A 20800-nucleotide genomic window follows, 5' to 3' on the forward strand; every position below is an offset into this window, starting at 1 on the left:
GCCCTCACCTTCCACGGCCAGGGCGACCCCGGCATCGCCCGCTCCCTGCTCACCACGGCCGAGCGGCAGGGCGCCCGGCTCACCGTGCTCGCGGTCGGCACCTGGCTGGACGAACACCCCGACATCGCCCGCCGCATCCTCGACGGCGGCCACGACCTCGGCAACCACACCCAGCGGCACATCGCCGTCGACTCCCTCGCCGAGGGGGACGCCCGCAGGGAGATCACCGACTGCGCCGACCGCCTGAAGCGGCTCACCGGATCCATCGGCACCTGGTTCCGCCCCTCCCGCTCGCCGACCGCCTCCCCGCTCGTCGCCCGGCTGGCCCGCGCCGCCGGCTACCCGCACGTGCTGTCGTACGACGTCGACTCACTCGACTACACCCGCCCGGGCGCCGCCGCCATCACCCGCAAGGTCCTCGCGGAGGTGCGCAGCGGCTCCGTGGTGAGCTTGCATTTCGGGTACCCCGACACGGTCGCCGCCCTTCCCGACGTCCTCCATGAACTCGACCGCCGTGGCCTGCGCGCGGTCACCACCACGGAGCTGCTGAGCTGATGCGAACCACGAACGCCGCCCGCCTGCTGGCCGCCGGTGCCGCCCTCACCGCCCTGTCGCTGCTGTCCGCGTGCAGCGGCGGGGAACAGCACCCCGAGAAGCAGGCCGTCGGCAGCAAGGCACCGGCCCAGCCGCAGGTGAACAACGAACGGGTGGACGTGCTGCCCGGGATGCCACCCGTCGAGGACCCCAAGGACATCTACGCGGCCGACCGGCCCAACCAGCTCTCCCCGGTGGTCAGGGGCTTCCCCTCCCGGGTGTACGTCCCCAACACCAACTCCGACACCGTCACCGTCATCGACCCCAGGACCTACAAGATCATCGACACCCTCCAGGTCGGCCGTCAGCCCCAGCACGTCGTGCCCTCCTGGGACCTGAAGACCCTGTGGGTCAACAACGACCTCGGCAACAGCCTGACCCCCATCGACCCGAGGACCGGCAAGGCCGGCAAGCCGGTCGCCGTGCACGATCCCTACAACCTGTACTTCACGCCCGACGGCAAGTACGCCGTCGTCATGGCCTCCATGGACCGCGAGCTCGTCTTCCGCGACGCCCACACCATGAAGGTCGTCAAGTCGGTGCCGGTCACCTGCCACGGGGTCAACCACGCCGACTTCTCCGCCGACGGCCGCTACTTCATCGTCTCCTGCGAGTTCAGCGGCGAGATCCTCAAGGTCGACACCGCGCGGATGAAAGTGGTCCGCCAGGAGAAGCTGCCGTTCCAGGGGGCGATGCCGCAGGACGTCAAGGTCGCCCCGGACGGCAAGCTGTTCTACATCGCCGACATGATGGCCGACGGCCTGTGGATTCTGGACGGCGACAAGTTCACCAAGCCGACGTTCCTGTACACCGGCAAGGGTGCCCACGGCCTCTACGTCAGCCGGGACTCCCGTGAGATGTACGTCTCCAACCGGGGCGAGGGCACCATCTCCGTCTTCGACTTCGCCCGGAACCGGCTCACCAGGAAGTGGCGCCTGCCCGGCGGCGGCAGCCCCGACATGGGCGGCGTCTCCGCCGACGGTAAGGTCCTGTGGCTCTCCGGCCGCTACAACTCCGAGGTGTACGCCATCGACACCCGGACCGGGGCCGAACTCGCCCGCATCCGCGTCGGCAACGGCCCGCACGGCCTGGCCGTCTATCCGCAGCCGGGCCGCTACTCACTGGGGCACACGGGCGTCTTCCGCTGACAGCAGCAGCGCCTCCGCGCCCACCGCACGGTAACCGGCCGCCTGGAACGCCCGCACGCTGCGGGCGTTCCCGGGCGCGACCTGGGCCCACAGCGGCTCCGTGACCAGATGCCGTGCGGCGGCCACCAGCAGCCGCCCCAGGCCCCGGTGCCGTGCGTCCTCGTCCACCTCGACCGACACCTCGAGCCGCCCGGCAACCCCGCGCCCCACCACCAGCACCCCGCCCCGCGCCGTCCAGGCGCGCACCTCGTCCCGGCGCCGGCCGGCGTAGCGGATGCGGGGATGGGCGGCGTCCTCGATCTCCGTCAGCCCGAGCGGCGGCGCGCCGGGCAGCGGGGAGCCCACGAGCACCGCGTCGATCGTCTCCGCCGAGCGCCCGGTCCGCTCCATGAGGGCGGTCAGGAAGCGCGGGTTCAGCGTCGCGGCCAGGGGGTCGCAGTCCAGCCCGCGCAGGCTGTCGTACACCCACGCCGGGTCCTCGTCCGTGAACACCACCGAGTGCGCCGTGAAGGACATCACCCCCGCGTCCCTCGGGGACGGCTGCGGTACGACGGTGGTCCGGCCGTCCGCCGGCGGGAAGACGCCGTGCGCCGCCGCGTCGAGAATGTCCCGCAAGGTCGTCAAGGCCCGCTCCTTGAGTCTCCACCCACTGGAAGGCCCAGACTCGCAGACATGATCGACGACGGCACCGGACTTTTCACCATCGGCGAGCTGGCCCGGGCCACCGGACTGACCGTCCGCACCATCCGCTACTGGTCCGACGAGGGCGTGCTCACCCCGGTGAGCCGCTCCGCAGGCGGCTACCGGTTGTACGACGCGTCCTGCGCCGCCCGCCTGGAGCTGATCCGCACCCTGCGCGAGCTGGGCCTCGGCCTGGACGACGTGCGGCAGGTGCTGGCGGGGGAGCGGACGGTGGCGGAGGTCGCGGCCACCCACGTGGCCGCGCTGGACGCGCAGATCCGGTCGCTGAGGGTGACCCGGGCGGTGCTGTCGACGGTCGCCCGACGGGGTTCCACGGCGGAGGAGATGACACTGATGAACAAACTGGCGCGGCTCTCGGCGGCGGAGCGCAGGAGGATCCTCGAGGAGTTCGTCGAGGAGATGTTCCAGGGGCTGGACACCGCGGACTCGGACATCCGCGACCGGATGCGCAGCACCGCCGTCAGCCTGCCGGACGACCCGACGCCCGAGCAGGTGGACGCGTGGGTGGAGCTGGCCGAGCTGATCCAGGACCCGGGCTTCCGGGCGCAGATGCGCAGGGCGGCCGAGTTCAACGCCGCGGACCGGCGGCACGACACGCCCGCCGGGGCGTCCCTGTGGTTCGTCAAGCGGCTGGTCGAGCTGGTGGGCCGGGCCCGCGAGCGCGGCATCGCACCCGAGGCACCGGAGGCCGACGAGGTGCTCCGGGACCTGCTCGGCAACGCCGACCGCGCCGCGGTGCTGGAACGGATGAAGGCGACCCACAACATCCGGCTCGCCCGCTACCGGGAACTGATCGGCATCCTGAAGGGAACGCCCGTTACCGCGCACGAGGAGGACTTCGCCTGGGTGGTCGCCGCACTGGAGGCTCGTGCGGGCCGTTAACCTGACCAGCGTCAGTACGCCAGCACGGCATGAGAAACACGAACAAAAGGGGCGGATCGGTGGCGGACATCGAGGAAGCACGCAAGCAGTTCCAGCGGATCGACGCGGACGGTGACGGGTTCATCACCGCCGCCGAGTTCAAGTCCGCCCTCGCCCAGGGGGGCGACTGGAACGTCACCGACACGGTGGCGGAGGCCATCATCAGGACCCGTGACCTCAACGGCGACAAGGTGCTGTCCTTCGACGAGTTCTGGGCCTACCTGAGCAAGTGACCCCCGGCGAAGGGGGGCGCCCGCGCCGACGGGGCGCCCCCCTTCGCCGTGCGCTCGCCCGTCGCGGTGAACGCGTTCACCGGTTCGCCGCGGCGCCGGAATAGGGCCCGCGCCGAGGAGGTTGTCGCCGGGGACAGTCGCATGCACACGCATGGATCGAACCCGGAGGGCCTGTCATGAAGATCGGCATCATCGGCGCGGGCAACATCGGCGGCAACCTCACCCGGCGGCTCACCGCCCTCGGCCACGACGTCTCCGTGGCCAACTCCCGCGGTCCCGAGACGCTCAGGGACCTGGCCGAGGAGACCGGCGCGACCCCGGTCCGGGCCACGGACGCGGCCAAGGGCGCCCAGGTCGTGATCGTCACCGTCCCCCTGAAGGCGGTCCCGGGCCTCCCCAAGGGCCTGCTGGACGGGGCGGCCGAGGACGTCGCGGTGATCGACACCGGGAACTACTACCCGCAGCAGCGGGACGGCCGGATCGCCGGCATCGAGGACGAGGGCCTCACCGAGAGCCGCTGGACCGAATGGCACCTCGGCCACCCGGTGGTCAAGGCCTTCAACGGCACCTACGCCCAGGACCTCCTGGACCGGCCCCGCCCCGCGGGCGACCCCGAGCGCCTCGCCCTCCCGGTCGCCGGCGACGACGAGGCCGCCAAGCAGGTCGTCCGCGACCTCATCGACGAGCTCGGCTTCGACACCGTCGACGCGGGCGGCCTCGACGACTCCTGGCGCCAGCAGCCGGGCACCCCGGTCTACGGCCTCAGGGCCGGCGCGGAAGCGGTCAGGAAGGCCCTCGCGGAGGCATCTCCGGAGCGGCCGGCGGAGTTCCGGGGCTAGCTTCCCGGCGCTAGGGCGTGGCCCACTCCTTCAGCGCGGCCTTGCTCGCGAAGTTGGCCACGTCCTTGTCGTGGGGGGTGCTCGTGTACTGGTGGAAGCGCCAGTGCGCCTTGATGCGGGGCTTGCCCGCGGTGACGTAGTCGGCGATCCAGAGGCCGTCGCCCGCGTAGGAGGTCGTGTCGATGGTCAGCCAGAAGTTGCGATTGCAGTAGAGGACCACCCGGTTGTGCGGGCGAAGGGACTTCAGCCTGCGGATGAAGGCGTCCTTCTCCGCGTTGCTCGCGTGGGTGCCGTCGCCGGTGGTCTCCCAGTCGACCGCGAGGAGGTCGCCGGGGCGGTCCGGGGCGTGCTGGAGGAAGTAGTCGGCCTGGGCGGTGAGGTTGCCGGGCCACAGGAAGTGGTAGAAGCCGACGACCAGCCCGGCGTCGCGGCCCCTCTTGGTCTGGGCGGTGAGCCGCGGATTGACGTACGAACGGCCCTCCGTCGCCTTGATGAAGACGAAGGAGAGGCCGTCCGTGTCGTATGCGGAGGGCTGGTAGGCGCTTACGTCGATGCCGTGGAGCATGCCTGATTTGTGCCCCCTGCGGGGGCATCCGGAACCTCAGCTTCGGGTGGTGACCGAACTCAGCACCGACGCGGGCTTCGCCGCCCAGTCGGAGGTGATGACGCTGGCGTGGTCCTTGGCCAGCAGGGCGAGCCGGGCGGCGACTTCGGCGTCCGTCGGGTTGGTGGAGGAGATGGCCGGGGACACGCCGGCGGCGTCCGTGGTGATCAGGATGTAGTGGTTCGCGGCGTAGAACGCGGTGTCGTACCCCTTGTCGACGTACGTCGCCGCGTCACCGTCGAAGAAGACGAACCAGGGGCGGATGGAGGCGTCGTAGCGGCCGGCGCGCGGGTCGCCGTTCTCCGCTCCGAGCACCGCGGGGAAGGCCTCGGCCTGCCCGATCCGCCCGGCCGCGTACAGGTCCCGCAGGTGGTCGCCGTACTCCTCGTCCGTCCAGTAGTGGTCGAAGGGGTTGGCCTGCTCGACCGTGCCCGGGATCAGCTCGAAGAGGAACTTGCCCCTGAGCGCGTCGCGGGAGGGCCACGCGTCGGCCCTGGCGGCCGCGTCCAGGGAGGAGTACGTGCCGCCCAGCAGGTCGGCCGGCCGGTAGACGCTGCCGCCCAGCTTCTGTGCGACCAGCGTGTCGAACGCGTCCGGTCCGAGGCCCGCGTTGTTGTTGAAGCCGACCTTCATCTCGACCTTGACGACGATCGGCGGGTGGTCGGGGTGCAGTTGGTTCCAGGCGGCCATGTTGTCCAGGCAACTGCCGAAGTCCTGGTTGCGGCTCGTGCTGTAGAGCCGGCTCGGGGTCTTCGCCGCCTCGCAGTTGTTGTCGTTGCCCAGCGGGTTGCTGTGGCTGACCCGCCAGCGGTGGGTGAGGCTGTCCACGTACACGTCCAGCTCCAGCAGCGAGGCGCCGGAGTCCAACGCCTGTGCGAAGTACGTGTACTTGGCCTTGTCGTAGGCGTTGTGCGTGCCGATCGCCGTCGTCTCGGAGAACTTCGCCGACGCCGCGTGCGCGGTGCCCGGCCCCACCATCAGCAGCGCCGCGGCCCCCATGAGCCCGGCCGCCCGTCTCCATGCGCCCATTAGCCAACTCCCCTTCTCCATCGCAGAGTTGGCGGAAGAGTAGGGCCGGGTGGTTACCGCACGGTAGCCCCTGGAGGAACATCGGTCGCCTCGGGGCGTGTGGTGACGCCATGGCGGGCGGCCGGATCGCCGGGCTTCACCGGGGTACTGCGCGGCGCACCGCGTCGGGGGCAGGGGCGGCACGCCGGCCGAGAGGCGGACCGGGACGCCACGGGCTCACGGGATACCGGCGCGATGATTCGGGTGGGGCTCAGCCCGGATGCCCGAACCTCGGCCGGCGCGACCCAGGAGTATGCGGGCGGCCCGGTGCACCCGGCCGTGTGGGGCGAGGGGTATCGGCGCCGCGCACGCCGGCGCGATCGGGGTTCGGGTCCCTTCCCTCAGATGGGTGTCGCGTCGGGGAGGGCGGTCGGTGTCGAGCGATGGCGCGGATCTCCAGGTGAGACGGACTTCCCGCCGGGTGGGCAGGGAAGGCCCTGACAGCGCCGAACGAAGCGAACGCGCCGGTCAGGGCCCACACTCAGCACTCGATGATGTTCACCGCGAGGCCGCCCCGGGCCGTCTCCTTGTACTTCACCGACATGTCCGCGCCGGTGTCCTTCATCGTCTTGATGACCTTGTCCAGGGAGACCTTGTGGGAGCCGTCGCCGCGCATGGCCATCTTCGCGGCCGTGACCGCCTTCACCGCGGCCATGCCGTTGCGCTCGATGCACGGGATCTGGACCAGTCCGCCGACCGGGTCGCAGGTCAGGCCCAGGTTGTGCTCCATGCCGATCTCGGCCGCGTTCTCGACCTGCTCGGGGGAGCCGCCCAGCACCTCGGCGAGGGCGCCGGCGGCCATCGAGCAGGCGGAGCCGACCTCGCCCTGGCAGCCGACCTCGGCGCCGGAGATGGAGGCGTTCTCCTTGAAGAGCATGCCGATCGCGCCGGCGGCCAGCAGGAAGCGGACCACGCCGTCCTCGTCGGCGCCGGGCACGAAGTTGATGTAGTAGTGCAGGACCGCCGGGATGATGCCGGCCGCGCCGTTCGTCGGCGCCGTCACCACGCGGCCGCCCGCCGCGTTCTCCTCGTTGACGGCCATCGCGTAGAGCGTGATCCACTCCATGGCCAGGGCCTGGGGGTCGCCCTCGGAGCGCAGCTTGCGCGCGGTGTTCGCCGCGCGGCGGCGCACCTTCAGGCCGCCCGGCAGGATGCCCTCGCGGGACATGCCGCGGGCCACGCACGCGCGCATCACCCGCCATATCTCCAGCAGGCCCGCGCGGATCTCCTCCTCCGTGCGCCAGGCGCGCTCGTTCTCCAGCATCAGGGAGGAGATGGACAGGCCGGTCTCCCTCGTCAGGCGCAGCAGCTCGTCACCCGTGCGGAAGGGGTACTTCAGGACCGTGTCGTCGAGCTTGATGCGGTCCGCGCCCACCGCGTCCTCGTCCACGACGAAGCCGCCGCCGACCGAGTAGTACGTCTTCGTCAGCAGCTCCGCGCCCGAGGCGTCGTACGCCCACAGCGTCATGCCGTTGGCGTGGTACGGCAGGGCCTTGCGGCGGTGCAGCACGAGATCCCTGTCGACGTCGAAGGCGATCTCGTGGTCGCCCAGGAGCCGGATCCGGCCCTCGGTTCTGATCTCCTCCACGCGCGCGTCCGCCGTCTCGACGTCCACCGTGCGCGGCGAGTCGCCGGCCAGGCCGAGCAGCACGGCCTTCGGGGTGCCGTGGCCGTGCCCGGTCGCACCCAGCGAGCCGTACAGCTCCGTGCGGACGGAGGCGGTGCTTTCCAGCAGCCCTTCGTTGCGCAGCCGGCGGGCGAACATCCGCGCCGCGCGCATCGGGCCGACCGTGTGGGAGCTGGACGGGCCGATGCCGATCGAGAACAGGTCGAAGACCGAGATGGCCACGGTCACTCCTCAAGACAGGGGGGTGGTGGGGCACCCTGCGGGATCTTCCTCGGGTACCCCACCGGGGACGTGCTCGGCCGGGCCTACTTGTTCAGGCCCGGGTACAGCGGGTGCTTGTCGGCGAGCGCCTTCACGCGCGCCTTGAGGGCCTCCGCGTCGTACGACGGCTTCAGCGCCTCGGCGATCACGTCCGCGACCTCGGCGAAGTCCTCGGCGGTGAAGCCGCGGGTCGCGAGGGCGGGCGTGCCGATCCGCAGGCCCGAGGTGACCATCGGCGGGCGGGGGTCGTTCGGCACGGCGTTGCGGTTGACCGTGATGCCGACCTCGTGGAGCCGGTCCTCGGCCTGCTGCCCGTCCAGCTCGGACGCGCGCAGGTCGACCAGGATCAGGTGCACGTCCGTGCCGCCGGACAGGACGTTCACCCCCGCCTCGCGGGCGTCCGCCGCCGTCAGACGCTCGGCGAGGATGCGCGCACCCTCCACGGTACGGCGCTGGCGCTCCTTGAACTCCTCCGAGGCGGCGACCTTGAAGGAGACCGCCTTGGCCGCGATCACATGCTCCAGGGGACCGCCCTGGAAGCCCGGGAAGACGGAGGAGTTCAGCTTCTTCGCGAAGTCCTTGCCGCGGGCCAGGATGATGCCGCCGCGCGGGCCGCCCAGCGTCTTGTGCGTGGTGGAGGTGACCACGTCGGCGTACGGCACCGGGTTGGCGTGCAGACCGGCCGCGACCAGGCCCGCGAAGTGCGCCATGTCCACCCACAGATACGCCTCGACCTCGTCGGCGATCCGGCGGAAGGCGGCGAAGTCCAGCTCGCGCGGGTACGCCGACCAGCCCGCGATGATCACCTTGGGGCGGTGCTCCTTGGCGAGCCTCTCCACCTCGGCCATGTCGACCAGGCCGGTCGACGGGTCCACGTGGTAGGCGACCACGTCGAACTGCTTGCCGGAGAAGTTCAGGCGCATGCCGTGGGTCAGGTGGCCGCCGTGCGCCAGGTCCAGGCCGAGGATGGTGTCCCCGGGCTGGGCCAGCGCGAACAGGGCCGCCTGGTTGGCGGAGGCGCCGGAGTGGGGCTGCACGTTGGCGTACTCGGCGCCGAACAGCTCCTTGACCCGGTCGATGGCGATCTGCTCGGCGACGTCCACGTGCTCGCAGCCGCCGTAGTAGCGCCGGCCCGGATAGCCCTCGGCGTACTTGTTGGTCAGCACCGAGCCCTGGGCCTCCATCACCGCGAGCGGCGCGAAGTTCTCGGAGGCGATCATCTCCAGGGTGGACTGCTGGCGTCCGAGCTCGGCGTCGACCGCGGCGGCGATCTCCGGGTCCAGCTCGTGCAGAGGCGTGTTCAGGACAGTCATACGGCTACGACTCCTCAGCCGGCGGTGTGGGCGGCGTACTCGTCGGCGGAGAGCAGGTCGGCCGGCTCCTCGGCGACGCGCACCTTGAACAGCCAGCCGCCCTCGAAGGGGGCGGAGTTCACCAGCGACGGGTCGTTGACGACGTCCTCGTTGATCTCGGTCACCTCACCGGTGACCGGCGAGTACAGGTCGGAGACGGACTTGGTCGACTCCAGCTCACCGCAGGTCTCGCCCGCCTCGACGGTGGAGCCGACCTCGGGGAGCTGGGCGTAGACCACATCGCCGAGCGCGTTGGCCGCGAACTCGGTGATGCCGACCGTCGCGACGCCGTCCTCGGCGGCCGACAGCCACTCGTGCTCCTTGCTGTAGCGCAGCTGCTGGGGGTTGCTCATGGCCTGAATTCTCCTGTACGCGCGGGAGTGCTGATGTAGGGGGGACTGCGGAGACGATGGTGGGCAGGCGGATGTGCGCAGAGTCACACGCCTGCCACGGACCGGCCCGGTGTGGGACGCGATCGCGCCCAGTGTCTACTTCTGGCGCTTGTAGAACGGCAGCGCCACGACCTCGTACGGCTCGTGGCTGCCCCGGATGTCCACGCCGACGCCCTCGGTCCCCGGCGCCGCGTGGGCCGCGTCGACGTAGGCCATGGCGATCGGCTTGCCCAGGGTGGGGGAGGGGGCGCCGGAGGTGACCTCGCCGATCACCTCGCCGCCGGCGACGACGGCGTACCCGGCGCGGGGCACCCGGCGGCCCTTCGCGATCAGGCCGACGAGCACCCGCGGCGGGTTCTGCTCCGCGCGGGCGGCGGCCGCGGCGAGCGCCTCGCGCCCCACGAAGTCGCCCTCCTTGTCGAACTTGACCACCCGGCCGAGCCCGGCGTCGAACGGGGTGAGGGAGGTGTTCAGCTCGTGCCCGTACAGCGGCATGCCCGCCTCCAGGCGCAGGGTGTCGCGGCAGGACAGGCCGCACGGCACCAGGCCGGCGCCCTCGCCGGCCTTGGTCAGGGCCTGCCACAGCTCGACGGCGTGCTCCGGTTTCACGAACAGCTCGAAGCCGTCCTCGCCGGTGTAGCCGGTGCGGGCGATCAGCGCCGGGACGCCGGCCACGGTGCCCGGCAGGCCGGCGTAGTACTTCAGTCCGTCCAGGTCGGCGTCGGTGAGGGACTTCAGGATGCCGGGGGACTCGGGGCCCTGGACGGCGATCAGGGCGTAGGCGTCCCGGTCGTCGCGGACCTCGGCGTCGAAGCCGGCGGCGCGCTCGGTGAGCGCGTCCAGCACCACCTGGGCGTTCGAGGCGTTGGCCACGACCATGTACTCGGTCTCGGCGAGCCGGTAGACGATCAGGTCGTCCAGGATGCCGCCGTCGGCCTGGCAGATCATGGTGTAGCGGGCGCGGCCGACGCCGACGGAGGCGATGTTGCCGACCAGGGCGAAGTTCAGGAGGGCGGCCGCCGCGGGGCCGGTGACGGTGATCTCGCCCATGTGGGAGAGGTCGAAGAGGCCGGCCTTCGTCCGCACGGCGAGGTGCTCGTCGCGCTCGGAGCCGTAGCGCAGCGGCATGTCCCAGCCGGCGAAGTCGGTCATCGTCGCACCGAGCGAGCGATGCACGGCATCCAGCGCGGTGTGACGGAGTTCGGTACTGCTCATCGGTCGGTCGTCTCCCAGGGCAACAGGGATGGGGCGAGGAAGGTCCTCCCCATCTGTCATCGGAACCTGAGAGGTTCGCCGGGACCGCCACAGGGGCGATCACGGTTTGCACCTTGGGTGGAGCCACTGGCAGAGCGGCCCGCTTTTCAGATGTGCCTCGCCCGCGCGGTAACGGGGCCTGAGAGATTCAAGGGAGGGACTTGCTCCTTCGGCGCCCCAGCGAAGGCTGCTGGGGACTCTCCCGCGCGGATTCAAGCGGCCGGTATGCAGTTGGCGGCCACATCATCGCACGCCGAGCGGAGTTTTGTAACCGACCTGTGGCAGCACGGGGACGCGCCCGCCCACGTTCGGGATTACCTTCTCTTTACGTCGGCTGGGCATGGATATTACCGAGCCGCAGGGAGGGGATCACGGTGGACAGGACCAGGGCGTTCGCGACGGGCACGGCCCCCACCACCGGCATCGCGCTGCCCCGGCAGCCGTCCGCCCGGGCGGACGGGCGCCGTGCCGGGTCCCCCGCACCGGTCGTCCGCGACCTGCGCGACCGGGCCGGCCGCAGCCCGCGCGCCCTGCTCTTCGGCCCGCGCGACGTCGTGGTCGTCACCGGCCTGCCCGGCGGCGGCAAGTCCACGCTGATGCGCCGCGCGGTCGCGGGCCGCCGCGTCGACTCCCAGGACACCCGCGACCGCTTCGCGGCCCGCCTGCCCCGCGGCCTGCCGTACGCCCTCTACCGCCCCCTGGTCCGCGTGGCCCACTACGCCGCCCTGCGCCAGGCCCTGCGCGGCGGGGAGGGCGTCGTCGTGCACGACTGCGGCACCCAGGCCTGGGTGCGCGCCTGGCTCTCCCGGGCCGCCCGCCGCCGCGGCGGCACCCTGCACCTGCTGCTCCTCGACGTCCCGCCCGAGACGGCCCGGGCGGGCCAGCGGGACCGCGGCCGCCGCGTCTCCCCCTACGCCTTCGCCCGCCACCGCCGTACGACCGCTCGCCTCCTCGGCGCGGTGGAGCAGGGCCGGCTCCCCGCGGGCTGCGACTCGGCACTGCTCCTGGACCGCGCCGCGGCGGGCACTCTGGAGCGCATCGGCTTCGCCGACCCGGCCGACGGCTGGTTGTTCTGTCCGGGGAGGTTGTGAACAGGTGATCCAGGAGAGGCAGGGCGGGCAAGCCGCCCGGGGCCGCGGACCGGCGGCACCGCCGGACCGACCGGCGGCGGAAGGCACGCGCGGAGGACGATGTCACAGCCACCCGATAGCCTTCTGGTCACAGCAGTGGTTCCCAGCAGGCGGTAGGCAGATGGACTTCCCGGCGGACGTACCCGCGGACTTCCCGGCACAGGCGCACCCCCACCCGCACGGCGGTTGGCCCGGCAACGAGCTGGAGGAGGTGCTGTCGGCCTCCCTCGGCATACCCGCGGCGGGCGGCCGGATCATCGAGGTCCTCGCCCGGAGCTTCGTCTGGGTCCCGCTGCCGAGCGGCGGCGGCCCGCACAGCGGCCCGCTGGACCTGCCCACGCTGGAGATCGACGGCCAGGTGTACGTCCCGGTGTTCAGCTCGGAGGAGCAGTTCCGCCAGGTCGCCGGCTCCCACATGTCGTACACCATCGCTCCCGCCGTGGAGTTCGCCCGCGGACTGCCCCCGCAGGCCGGCATCGCCGTGAACCCCGGTGGCGTGGTCGGCATCCCGCTCCCGCCTCAGGCCGTCGCGGAACTGTGCCGCGCGGGGCGCACCCCGCTCGACGGCCTCGCCTCCGGCGGCCGGGTCCGCCTCTTCGAGCCCGACTGGCAGGAGGACCCGGTCGACTTCTTCGCCGCCGCCTCCGCCGAGTTCGCCGAGACCGGCGTGGTGCTCACCGCCCGCCGCTGCCTCGCCGCCATCGAGACGGCCGACCCGGTGATGTTCATCGGTGTGGAACTCTCCCAGTGGGAGGGCGACCTGCGCGCCCGCCCCCTGGAGGCGCTCGGCCGGGCCCTCGGCAAGGTCCCGGTCGCATGGCCGGTCAACCTCGTCCTGCTCGACGTGGCGGACGACCCGGTGGGCGACTGGCTGAAGACGAACGTCCGGCCCTTCTACCAGTACGGCCACTGAAAGCATCGGCACGGCCACTGAAGCAACCGAAACCCAAGACCGCCCCGCACCCGCGGACGAACCCGAGGCCCCGAGCCGCCGGGCGCTTAAGCTGTCTCCGAACGCGGGGCTACCGAAGAAGGGCCGGTACGACAGGTGAGCGCGAGCCACAGCGGCAGCGTCGAGCACATGCTGCGCCAGGTCACGCCCGGGCGCTACGACGCCTACGAGGCCCTGCTGCGCGCCCTCGCCACCCCGTCCGCCGGCCAGATCTGGATGCTTCTGTGGCACGGCCAGGCCGGTGCCCCGGACGCCCAGTACGGGAACATGGAGGTCGACGGCTTCCACTACGCCCCGTGCGTCACCTCCGCCCAGGAGTTGTCGGCCAGTGGCTGGAACCGCTCCTACGAAGTGGTCGACGGCCTGGACGTGGCCCGCACCCTCTATCCCGACCACTACGGCCTCTGGCTCAACCCGCATGCCCCGGGCGGCGGCGTCGGCATCCCGTGGCTCGATCTGCGCCGCATCGCCACCGGCCTGGAGCGCCAGCCCGCGGGCCCGCTCCGGCTCACGGAACCGGGCATCGAGATCCCGCAGTTCTACGCCCTCCTCGCGCAGAACGCCCACCGCACCCCCGCGCTGCGCTCCCTGCGCCGCGCCTGGGTGCAGCCCGCCCTCGGGGCGCCGTATCTCGCCATCGGACTGGACGTGTACGACACCTCGCCCGCCGCGGTCGACTCGGTGCGCGCGATGATGCAGCAGTCCATCGGGGCGGTCCCGGAGGGGCTGCCGGTGTCGACGGTGGCGATGACCGACGACTACGACCCCGTGGTGATGTGGATGCGGGCCAACGCCCGCCCGTTCTACGACCGTGAGGCCCACGCGCCCGCAGCGCAGCCCCAGCTCCAGGCGCCGCCCCTGCCGCAGGCCCCGGCCACCGGGTACGGCTACCCGCCGGTGCACGGCAGTTACTGAACAACCGCGGTGCGCCGGCACGCCCTTGGCCGGAGCGCGGAGTCAGGTGACCGAAACACTTCTGCGCGCGTAGACCCGCACCGTACGCCCCATTGCGATCCGATTTCGGCGTTCCGCCCCAACTGGGTGGTGTCCGAGGGGCGTTACCCACTGTTCGGATAACGGAATCCTCCGCAGTGCATCACGGTTGCGCATACTTTCACCGTCAGATCTGGCGGGTGATCGCAACCACGCTGAAGACTCGCGACTCAGACACGGAGGCCGAGGCCTCGTGATCCAAAGCAAGTCGACAAAGCCGCAATCCGCGGCAGGCGCAGGCCGGTCACAACCGGCGAGAGGGGTCGCTCACCGTGACCGCACCGATCGAGACCACCGGGGCGGCAGCCGAGGCGCAGCCGGAGGCTGTGCTGGCGGGAGCCGAGAAGGGGCAGATCGAGGGTCGTTCCCTGGGGCAGATCGCCTGGTCCCGGTTCAAGCGGGACAGGGTCGCCGTGGCCGGCGGCGTCATCGTGATCCTGCTGATCGTCGTGGCGATCCTCTCGCGGCCCATCCAGGCCATGTTCGGCCTCGACCCGAACGCCTTCCACCAGGATCTGATCGACGCCAACACCTCGCTGCCCAAGGGCGGCATGGGCGGCATGAGCCTCGATCACCCGCTGGGCGTGGACCCGAAGTTCGGCCGGGACATCGCCACCCGTGTCCTGGAGGGCTCCTGGGTGTCGCTGGTCGTCGCGTTCGGCGCAACCGTCCTGTCGAACGTCATCGGCGCGATCATGGGCGTGGTCGCGGGCTACTACGGCGGCCGGGTCGACTCGATCATCAGCCGGCTGATGGACACGTTCCTCGCCTTCCCTCTCCTGCTCTTCGCCATCGCCATCTCGGCCACCCTTCAGGGCGGCGCGTTCGGCCTCAACGGCCTGCCGCTGCACCTGAGCGTGCTGATCTTCGTCATCGGCTTCTTCAACTGGCCCTACCTCGGCCGGATCGTCCGCGGCCAGACCCTCGCCCTGCGCGAGCGCGAATTCGTGGACGCCGCGCGGGGCCTGGGTGCCAAGGGCCCGTACATCCTGTTCCGGGAACTGATGCCGAACCTGGTCGGCCCGATCATCGTCTACTCGACGCTGCTCATCCCGACCAACATCCTCTTCGAGGCGTCGCTGAGCTTCCTGGGCGTCGGCATCCAGCCCCCGCAGGCGTCCTGGGGCGGCATGCTCCGGGAAGCGGTGACCTTCTACCAGGTCGATCCCCAGTACATGATCGTGCCCGGCCTCGCCATCTTCGTGACCGTCCTCGCGTTCAACCTGCTCGGCGACGGTCTCCGCGATGCTCTCGACCCGCGCAGCAACTGACGCCTGCCGTCACCGAGAGCCCAACAAGTTTCCAACAATGGAGGGGAAAGCACCCATCATGCGAAGGTCAGCGCTGGCCGCGATCGCGGCCATCGGAAGTGCGAGCCTGCTGCTCGCGGGCTGCAGCAAGGCCGATGACAACTCGAACGGCAACGGCACCGGTAAGTCGGCCGGGGCCAATGCCGCGACCAAGGGTGTTGTCAACGCCTCCTCGAAGAAGGGCGGGACGCTCACCTACGAGCTGTCCGACGTCCCGGACTCCTTCGACCCGGGCAACACGTACTACGCGTACATGTACAACTTCAGCCGGCTGTACGCCCGCCCCCTGATGACGTTCGAGCCCGGCGCCGGCCAGAAGGGCAACACCCTCGTCCCGGACCTCGCCGCGAGCAAGGGCGTCTCCAGCGACGGCGGCAAGACCTGGACGTACAAGCTGCGTTCGGGCCTGAAGTTCGAGGACGGCTCGCCGATCACCTCGAAGGACGTCAAGTACGCCGTCGAGCGCTCCAACTTCGCGCGTGACGTGCTCTCCCTCGGCCCGAACTACTTCCAGCAGTTCCTGGTCGGCGGCGACAAGTACAAGGGCCCCTACAAGGACAAGAGCGCCAAGGGCCTGTCGTCCATCGAGACGCCGGACGCCACCACGATCGTCTTCCACCTGAAGCAGGCCTTCCAGGAGTTCGACTACCTGGTCGCGGCCCCGCAGACGGCCCCGGTGCCGCAGGCCAAGGACACCGGCGTCGACTACGTCAAGCACATCGTGTCCTCGGGCCCGTACAAGTTCCAGAGCTACGACGAGGGCAAGCAGGCCGTTCTCGTGCGCAACTCCAACTGGGACCCGAAGACGGACCCGCTGCGCAAGGCGCTCCCCGACAAGATCGTCGTCAACCTGAAGGTCAACGCGGAGACGATCGACAAGGACGTCCTCGCCGGTGACGCGATCGACCTCGGCGGCACGGGCGTCCAGGCCCAGACCCAGGCCCAGGTGCTCAGCGACGCCTCGAAGAAGGCCAACACGGACAACACCTACGGTGGCCGCCTGGTCTACATGGCGATCAACACCAAGGCGAAGCCGTTCGACAACGTGGCCTGCCGCAAGGCCGTCGAGTACGCCGTCGACAAGGTCTCGGTGCAGACCGCGGAGGGCGGCCCGATCCGCGGCGACATCGCCTCCACCGTGCTCCCGCCGGACATCCCGGGCTACCAGCAGGCCGACGTCTACGCGACCCCCGGCAACAAGGGCGACGTCGCCAAGGCCAAGGAGCAGCTGAAGGCCTGCGGCAAGAAGACGATCTCCACGAACATCACGGCCCGCTCGGACCGGCCGCAGGAGATCGACGCCGCCACCGCGATCATCGCCTCGCTGAAGAAGGTCGGCATCAACGCCAGCCTGAAGCAGTACCCGTCGGGCAAGTACTTCACCGACTACGCCGGTGTGCCGAAGTTCATCAACAAGAACAACGTCGGCCTGATGATGATGCAGTGGGGCGCCGACTGGCCGTCCGGCTACGGCTTCCTGCAGCAGATCCTCAACGGCAAGGCGATCAGCCAGTCCGGTAACACGAACCTGTCGCAGTACGACAACAAGGACGTCAACAACCTGCTGGCCAAGGCGATCGCGACCGGGGACACCAACCAGCGCAACACCATGTACACGCAGATCGACAAGCAGGCCATGGACGACGCCGTGATCGTCCCGCTGTCCTACTTCAAGGTCCTGCTGGCCCGGCCCAAGGCCACCAACCTGGTGTCGTCGGCGGCCTGGAGCGGCCAGTACGACTACCTCAACATCGGCACCTCGAAGTAGCAGCCCCGGAAGGCAGGTGAAGGCATTGGTGCCCGCGGGAATCCGACCCGCGGGCACCGGCGCCGGCCCCCGTGATCTCGTACATCCTCCGCCGGACGTTCGCGGCAGTGATCCTGCTGCTGGTCGTCTCCGCGGTCACCTTCGCCATCTTCTTCCTGCTGCCACGGCTGGCCGGCCAGACTGCCGACCAGTTGGCGACGCAGTACCTCGGCAAGAGCCCGTCCAGGGCCGACATCCTCGCGGTCAAGCACAACCTCGGTCTGGACCAGCCCCTGTACGTCCAGTACTGGCACTTCATCAAGGGCATCGTGGCCGGCGCCACCTACAACCTCGGCCCCACCACGGCGCACTGTGACGCGCCGTGCTTCGGCTACTCCTTCAAGACCCACCAGGCCGTCTGGCCGCAGCTGACCTCCCGGCTGCCGGTGACCGTCTCGCTGGGCGCGGGCGCCGCCGTGCTGTGGCTGCTGTCCGGTGTCACCATCGGTGTGATCTCCGCGCTGAAGCCCCGCTCGGTGTTCGACCGCACCTTCATGGGCGTCGCGCTCGCCGGTGTCTCGCTGCCCATGTTCTTCACGGGCAACCTGGCGATCCTCCTCTTCACGTACCAGTGGCCGATCTTCGGCCGCACCTACGTCCCGCTCACCCAGAACCCGGCGCAGTGGGCCAACACCCTCTTCCCGGCCTGGTGTTCCCTTGCTCTGCTGTACTCCGCGATCTACGCCCGGCTCACCCGCTCGGGCATGCTGGAGACGATGAACGAGGACTTCATCCGCACGGCCCGCGCCAAGGGCCTGCGCGAGCGCAGGGTCGTGGTCCGGCACGGCCTCAGGGCCGCGCTCACCCCGATCATCACCGTCTTCGGCATGGACCTCGGCCTGCTGCTCGGCGGCGCGGTGATCACCGAGACGGTGTTCTCGCTGCACGGCGTCGGCGAGTACGCGGTGGAGGGCATCACCGACAACGACCTGCCCCCCATCCTCGGCGTGACCCTGCTCGCCGCCTTCTTCGTCGTGATCGCAAATCTCCTGGTGGACCTGCTGTACGCCGCCGCCGACCCGCGGGTGAGGCTCTCGTGACCGAACTGTCCAAGACCGGCGCCGCCGTCGGCGAACCCACGCCCGGCCACACGCCGGACGCCTTCCTCGAAGTCCGCGACCTCAAGGTGCACTTCCCGACCGACGACGGCCTGGTCAAGTCCGTCGACGGGCTCTCCTTCTCGCTGGAGAAGGGCAAGACCCTCGCCGTCGTCGGCGAGTCCGGCTCCGGCAAGTCGGTCACCTCGCAGGCCATCATGGGCCTGCACCGGCTCGGCACGCGCGGCAAGAACGTGCGGATGTCCGGCGAGATCTGGCTGGCCGGCAAGGAGCTGGTCTCCGCTGCTCCGGACGAGGTGCGCAAGCTCCGCGGCCGCGAGATGGCGATGATCTTCCAGGACCCGCTGTCCGCGATGCACCCCTACTACAAGGTCGGCGACCAGATCGTCGAGGCCTACCGGGTGCACAACGACGTCAGCAAAAAGGTCGCCCGCGCCCGCGCCATCGAGATGCTCGACCGGGTCGGCATCCCCGAGCCGCACAAGCGCGTCGACGGCTACCCGCACGAGTTCTCCGGCGGTATGCGCCAGCGCGCCATGATCGCCATGGCGCTGGTGAACAACCCCGAGCTGCTCATCGCGGACGAGCCGACCACCGCCCTCGACGTGACGGTCCAGGCGCAGATCCTCGACCTGATCCGGGACCTGCAGAAGGAGTTCGGCTCCGCGGTCATCATGATCACCCACGACCTCGGCGTGGTCGCCGAGATCGCCGACGACGTCCTCGTGATGTACGGCGGCCGGTGCGTGGAGCGGGGTCCGGCCGGCGAGGTCTTCGAGCGGCCGCAGCACCCCTACACCTGGGGTCTGCTCGGCTCGATGCCCCGCATCGACCGTGACACCTCCGACCGGCTCATCCCGGTCAAGGGCCAGCCGCCGAGCCTCATCAACGTCCCCTCGGGCTGCGCCTTCCACCCGCGCTGCCCGTACGCGGACATACCCAAGGGGAACGTCACCCGCACGGTGCGCCCCGAGCTGGAGCAGGTGGGCACCGGACACTGGTCCGCCTGCCACCTCCCGGCCGAGGACCGTGAGCGGATCTGGACCGAAGAGATTGCGCCGAAGCTGTGAGTGAGACGAAGAAGACGGACGCCGTCGCCGAGGCCCAGGTCCCGCCGCAGGCGCCGGCCCCCGAGGACCGCGAGGTGCTGCTCAAGGTCGAGAGCCTGACCAAGCACTTCCCGATCAGGAAGGGCGTCCTGCGGCGCCAGGTCGGCGCCGTGAAGGCCGTCGACGGGATCGACTTCGAGGTGCGCAAGGGCGAGACCCTGGGCGTGGTCGGCGAGTCGGGCTGCGGCAAGTCGACCATGGGCCGGGTCATCACCCGGCTGCAGGACCCGACCGGCGGCCGGATCACCTTCGAGGGCCAGGACATCACGCGGCTGTCCACCGGGCAGATGCGCCCGCTGCGCCGCGACATCCAGATGATCTTCCAGGACCCCTACGGCTCCCTGAACCCCCGCCACACCATCGGCTCGATCGTCTCCGCGCCCTTCCGGCTGCAGGGCGTGGAGCCCGAGGGCGGGGTGAAGAAGGAGGTCCAGCGGCTGCTGGACCTGGTCGGTCTCAGCCCCGAGCACTTCAACCGCTACCCGCACGAGTTCTCCGGCGGTCAGCGCCAGCGCATCGGCATCGCCCGCGCGCTCGCCCTGAAGCCGAAGCTCGTGGTGGCCGACGAGCCGGTGTCCGCGCTGGACGTGTCGATCCAGGCGCAGGTCGTGAACCTCATGGACGACCTCCAGGAGGAACTCGGCCTGACGTACGTGATCATCGCGCACGACCTCTCCGTGGTGCGGCACGTCTCGGACCGGATCGCGGTGATGTACCTCGGCAAGATCGTCGAACTCGCCGACCGCGCCTCGCTGTACGAGGCGCCGATGCACCCGTACACCAAGGCGCTGATGTCGGCGGTGCCGGTGCCGGACCCGAAGCGCCGAGGCCAGAAGAGCGAGCGCATCCTGCTGCGCGGTGACGTCCCGTCGCCTATCGCCCCGCCGTCCGGCTGCCGCTTCCACACCCGCTGCTGGAAGGCGACGCAGATCTGCAAGACGACCGAGCCGCAGCTCGTGGAGCTGAAGCCCGGTCAGCGGGTCGCGTGCCACCACCCGGAGAACTTCGCCGACCAGGCACCGCAGGACACGGTCCTGCTCTCGGTGGCGAAGGAGGCCTCGGAACTGGTCCCGGACGCGGTGGTCTCCGGCGGCTCGGCGGAGCAGACGGGGAAGACCGAGCAGGAGCCGGCCGGCGAGAAGGCGGCGGCGGAAGACGCGGTTGTCGCCGAGGAGGCGACGGCCGCCGAGCCGACGACTGCTTCCGAGCCGGTCGAGGCTTCCGGGGAGTCGGAGGCTTCCGAAACGGCCGAGGCTTCCGGGGAGTCGGACGCTTCCGAGCCGGCTGTCGCTTCCGAGCCGGTCGAGGCTTCCGGGGAGTCGGAGGCTTCCGAAACGGCCGAGGCTTCCGGGGAGTCCGACGCGGCCGCCGCCGAGGCAGCCGTGGCCGAAACCCAGGAGTCAACCGACAAGTAGCACATGACATCTGAGTAAGAGTCATGTACAT

20 protein-coding genes and 1 riboswitch are annotated in these 20800 nt (G+C 70.5%); of the genes, 13 read left to right on the top strand and 7 right to left on the bottom strand.

All coding sequences use genetic code 11. The features are described 5' to 3' along the window. Positions 1 to 555: polysaccharide deacetylase family protein (locus tag ACLU3S_RS13015; protein ID WP_413951948.1), on the top strand; the 555-nt coding region annotated here is incomplete at its 5' end. Further along, positions 555 to 1742 (top strand): hypothetical protein, encoded by a 1188-nt coding sequence (locus ACLU3S_RS13020; protein ID WP_413951949.1) that lies wholly within the window; start codon positions 555 to 557, stop codon positions 1740 to 1742. The genes ACLU3S_RS13015 and ACLU3S_RS13020, both read left to right, overlap by 1 nt. Here ACLU3S_RS13020 and ACLU3S_RS13025 read toward each other — a convergent pair. Continuing rightward, on the bottom strand, positions 1713 to 2366 hold the full coding sequence (locus ACLU3S_RS13025) for an N-acetyltransferase family protein (RefSeq protein WP_413951950.1): 654 nt from the start codon (positions 2364 to 2366) through the stop codon (positions 1713 to 1715). The genes ACLU3S_RS13020 and ACLU3S_RS13025 overlap by 30 nt on opposite strands. Before the next feature lie 48 nt (positions 2367 to 2414). Here ACLU3S_RS13025 and ACLU3S_RS13030 point away from each other — a divergent pair, with 48 nt between their 5' ends. The 3 genes from ACLU3S_RS13030 (at position 2415) to ACLU3S_RS13040 (ending at position 4437) form a co-directional block, all read left to right on the top strand. After that, positions 2415 to 3326, top strand: coding sequence for a MerR family transcriptional regulator (locus ACLU3S_RS13030; RefSeq protein ID WP_413951951.1), 912 nt, complete (start codon positions 2415 to 2417; stop codon positions 3324 to 3326). 59 nt (positions 3327 to 3385) lie between these two features. After that, positions 3386 to 3598 carry an EF-hand domain-containing protein gene (locus tag ACLU3S_RS13035; RefSeq protein WP_413951993.1) on the top strand — a complete coding sequence of 71 codons (213 nt, stop codon included), beginning with the start codon at positions 3386 to 3388 and terminating at the stop codon, positions 3596 to 3598. 176 nt (positions 3599 to 3774) lie between these two features. After that, positions 3775 to 4437, top strand: a complete 663-nt coding sequence (locus ACLU3S_RS13040; RefSeq protein WP_413951952.1) for an NADPH-dependent F420 reductase — start codon at positions 3775 to 3777, stop codon at positions 4435 to 4437. 10 nt (positions 4438 to 4447) lie between these two features. Here the strand turns inward: ACLU3S_RS13040 and ACLU3S_RS13045 are convergent, their stop codons facing one another. The 6 genes from ACLU3S_RS13045 to gcvT all read right to left on the bottom strand — a co-directional run bounded on the left by ACLU3S_RS13045 (position 4448) and on the right by gcvT (position 10956). Next, the gene (locus ACLU3S_RS13045) at positions 4448 to 5002 is read right to left on the bottom strand and encodes a glycoside hydrolase family 25 protein (protein WP_413951953.1); all 555 of its coding nucleotides are present in this window, start codon (positions 5000 to 5002) and stop codon (positions 4448 to 4450) included. 36 nt (positions 5003 to 5038) lie between these two features. Then, a complete protein-coding gene (locus ACLU3S_RS13050; protein WP_413951954.1) occupies positions 5039 to 6070 on the bottom strand; it encodes a phosphatidylinositol-specific phospholipase C domain-containing protein in 1032 nt (343 codons plus the stop codon). Between the two features lie 520 nt (positions 6071 to 6590). Next, a complete protein-coding gene (locus ACLU3S_RS13055; RefSeq protein WP_413951955.1) occupies positions 6591 to 7958 on the bottom strand; it encodes an L-serine ammonia-lyase in 1368 nt (455 codons plus the stop codon). An 83-nt stretch (positions 7959 to 8041) separates the two neighbouring features. Continuing rightward, positions 8042 to 9310, bottom strand: a complete 1269-nt coding sequence (gene glyA, locus ACLU3S_RS13060; RefSeq protein ID WP_413951956.1) for a serine hydroxymethyltransferase — start codon at positions 9308 to 9310, stop codon at positions 8042 to 8044. A 14-nt stretch (positions 9311 to 9324) separates the two neighbouring features. Further along, complete coding sequence (gene gcvH, locus ACLU3S_RS13065) at positions 9325 to 9702, bottom strand: glycine cleavage system protein GcvH (RefSeq protein ID WP_413951957.1); 378 nt, start codon at positions 9700 to 9702, stop codon at positions 9325 to 9327. 135 nt (positions 9703 to 9837) lie between these two features. Beyond that, complete coding sequence (gcvT, locus tag ACLU3S_RS13070; RefSeq protein WP_413951958.1) at positions 9838 to 10956, bottom strand: glycine cleavage system aminomethyltransferase GcvT; 1119 nt, start codon at positions 10954 to 10956, stop codon at positions 9838 to 9840. 156 nt (positions 10957 to 11112) lie between these two features. Beyond that, a riboswitch (glycine riboswitch) is annotated at positions 11113 to 11210 on the bottom strand. 159 nt (positions 11211 to 11369) lie between these two features. Between gcvT and ACLU3S_RS13075 the strand changes: the two genes are divergently transcribed. The 8 genes from ACLU3S_RS13075 to ACLU3S_RS13110 all read left to right on the top strand — a co-directional run bounded on the left by ACLU3S_RS13075 (position 11370) and on the right by ACLU3S_RS13110 (position 20769). Beyond that, positions 11370 to 12086, top strand: coding sequence for an AAA family ATPase (locus ACLU3S_RS13075; protein WP_413951959.1), 717 nt, complete (start codon positions 11370 to 11372; stop codon positions 12084 to 12086). Positions 12087 to 12246: 160 nt separating this feature from the next. After that, a complete protein-coding gene (locus ACLU3S_RS13080) occupies positions 12247 to 13038 on the top strand; it encodes an enhanced serine sensitivity protein SseB (protein ID WP_413951960.1) in 792 nt (263 codons plus the stop codon). Positions 13039 to 13206: 168 nt separating this feature from the next. Further along, on the top strand, positions 13207 to 13992 hold the full coding sequence (locus ACLU3S_RS13085; protein WP_413951994.1) for an enhanced serine sensitivity protein SseB C-terminal domain-containing protein: 786 nt from the start codon (positions 13207 to 13209) through the stop codon (positions 13990 to 13992). A gap of 350 nt (positions 13993 to 14342) precedes the next feature. Then, complete coding sequence (locus tag ACLU3S_RS13090; protein ID WP_413951961.1) at positions 14343 to 15341, top strand: ABC transporter permease; 999 nt, start codon at positions 14343 to 14345, stop codon at positions 15339 to 15341. 37 nt (positions 15342 to 15378) lie between these two features. Continuing rightward, a complete protein-coding gene (locus ACLU3S_RS13095; RefSeq protein ID WP_413951962.1) occupies positions 15379 to 17148 on the top strand; it encodes an ABC transporter substrate-binding protein in 1770 nt (589 codons plus the stop codon). 71 nt (positions 17149 to 17219) lie between these two features. Beyond that, positions 17220 to 18227: an ABC transporter permease gene (locus tag ACLU3S_RS13100; protein WP_413951963.1), complete on the top strand. Its 1008-nt coding sequence runs from the start codon at positions 17220 to 17222 to the stop codon at positions 18225 to 18227. Next, on the top strand, positions 18224 to 19315 hold the full coding sequence (locus ACLU3S_RS13105; RefSeq protein ID WP_413951964.1) for an ABC transporter ATP-binding protein: 1092 nt from the start codon (positions 18224 to 18226) through the stop codon (positions 19313 to 19315). The genes ACLU3S_RS13100 and ACLU3S_RS13105 overlap by 4 nt, the downstream gene beginning before the upstream one ends. Continuing rightward, on the top strand, positions 19312 to 20769 hold the full coding sequence (locus ACLU3S_RS13110) for an ABC transporter ATP-binding protein (RefSeq protein WP_413951965.1): 1458 nt from the start codon (positions 19312 to 19314) through the stop codon (positions 20767 to 20769). Before ACLU3S_RS13105 ends, ACLU3S_RS13110 begins: the two co-directional genes overlap by 4 nt. Positions 20770 to 20800 lie beyond the last annotated feature (31 nt).

Origin of the sequence: Streptomyces sp. AF1A (genome assembly GCF_047340315.1) — a bacterium.
GTDB lineage: Bacteria > Actinomycetota > Actinomycetes > Streptomycetales > Streptomycetaceae > Streptomyces.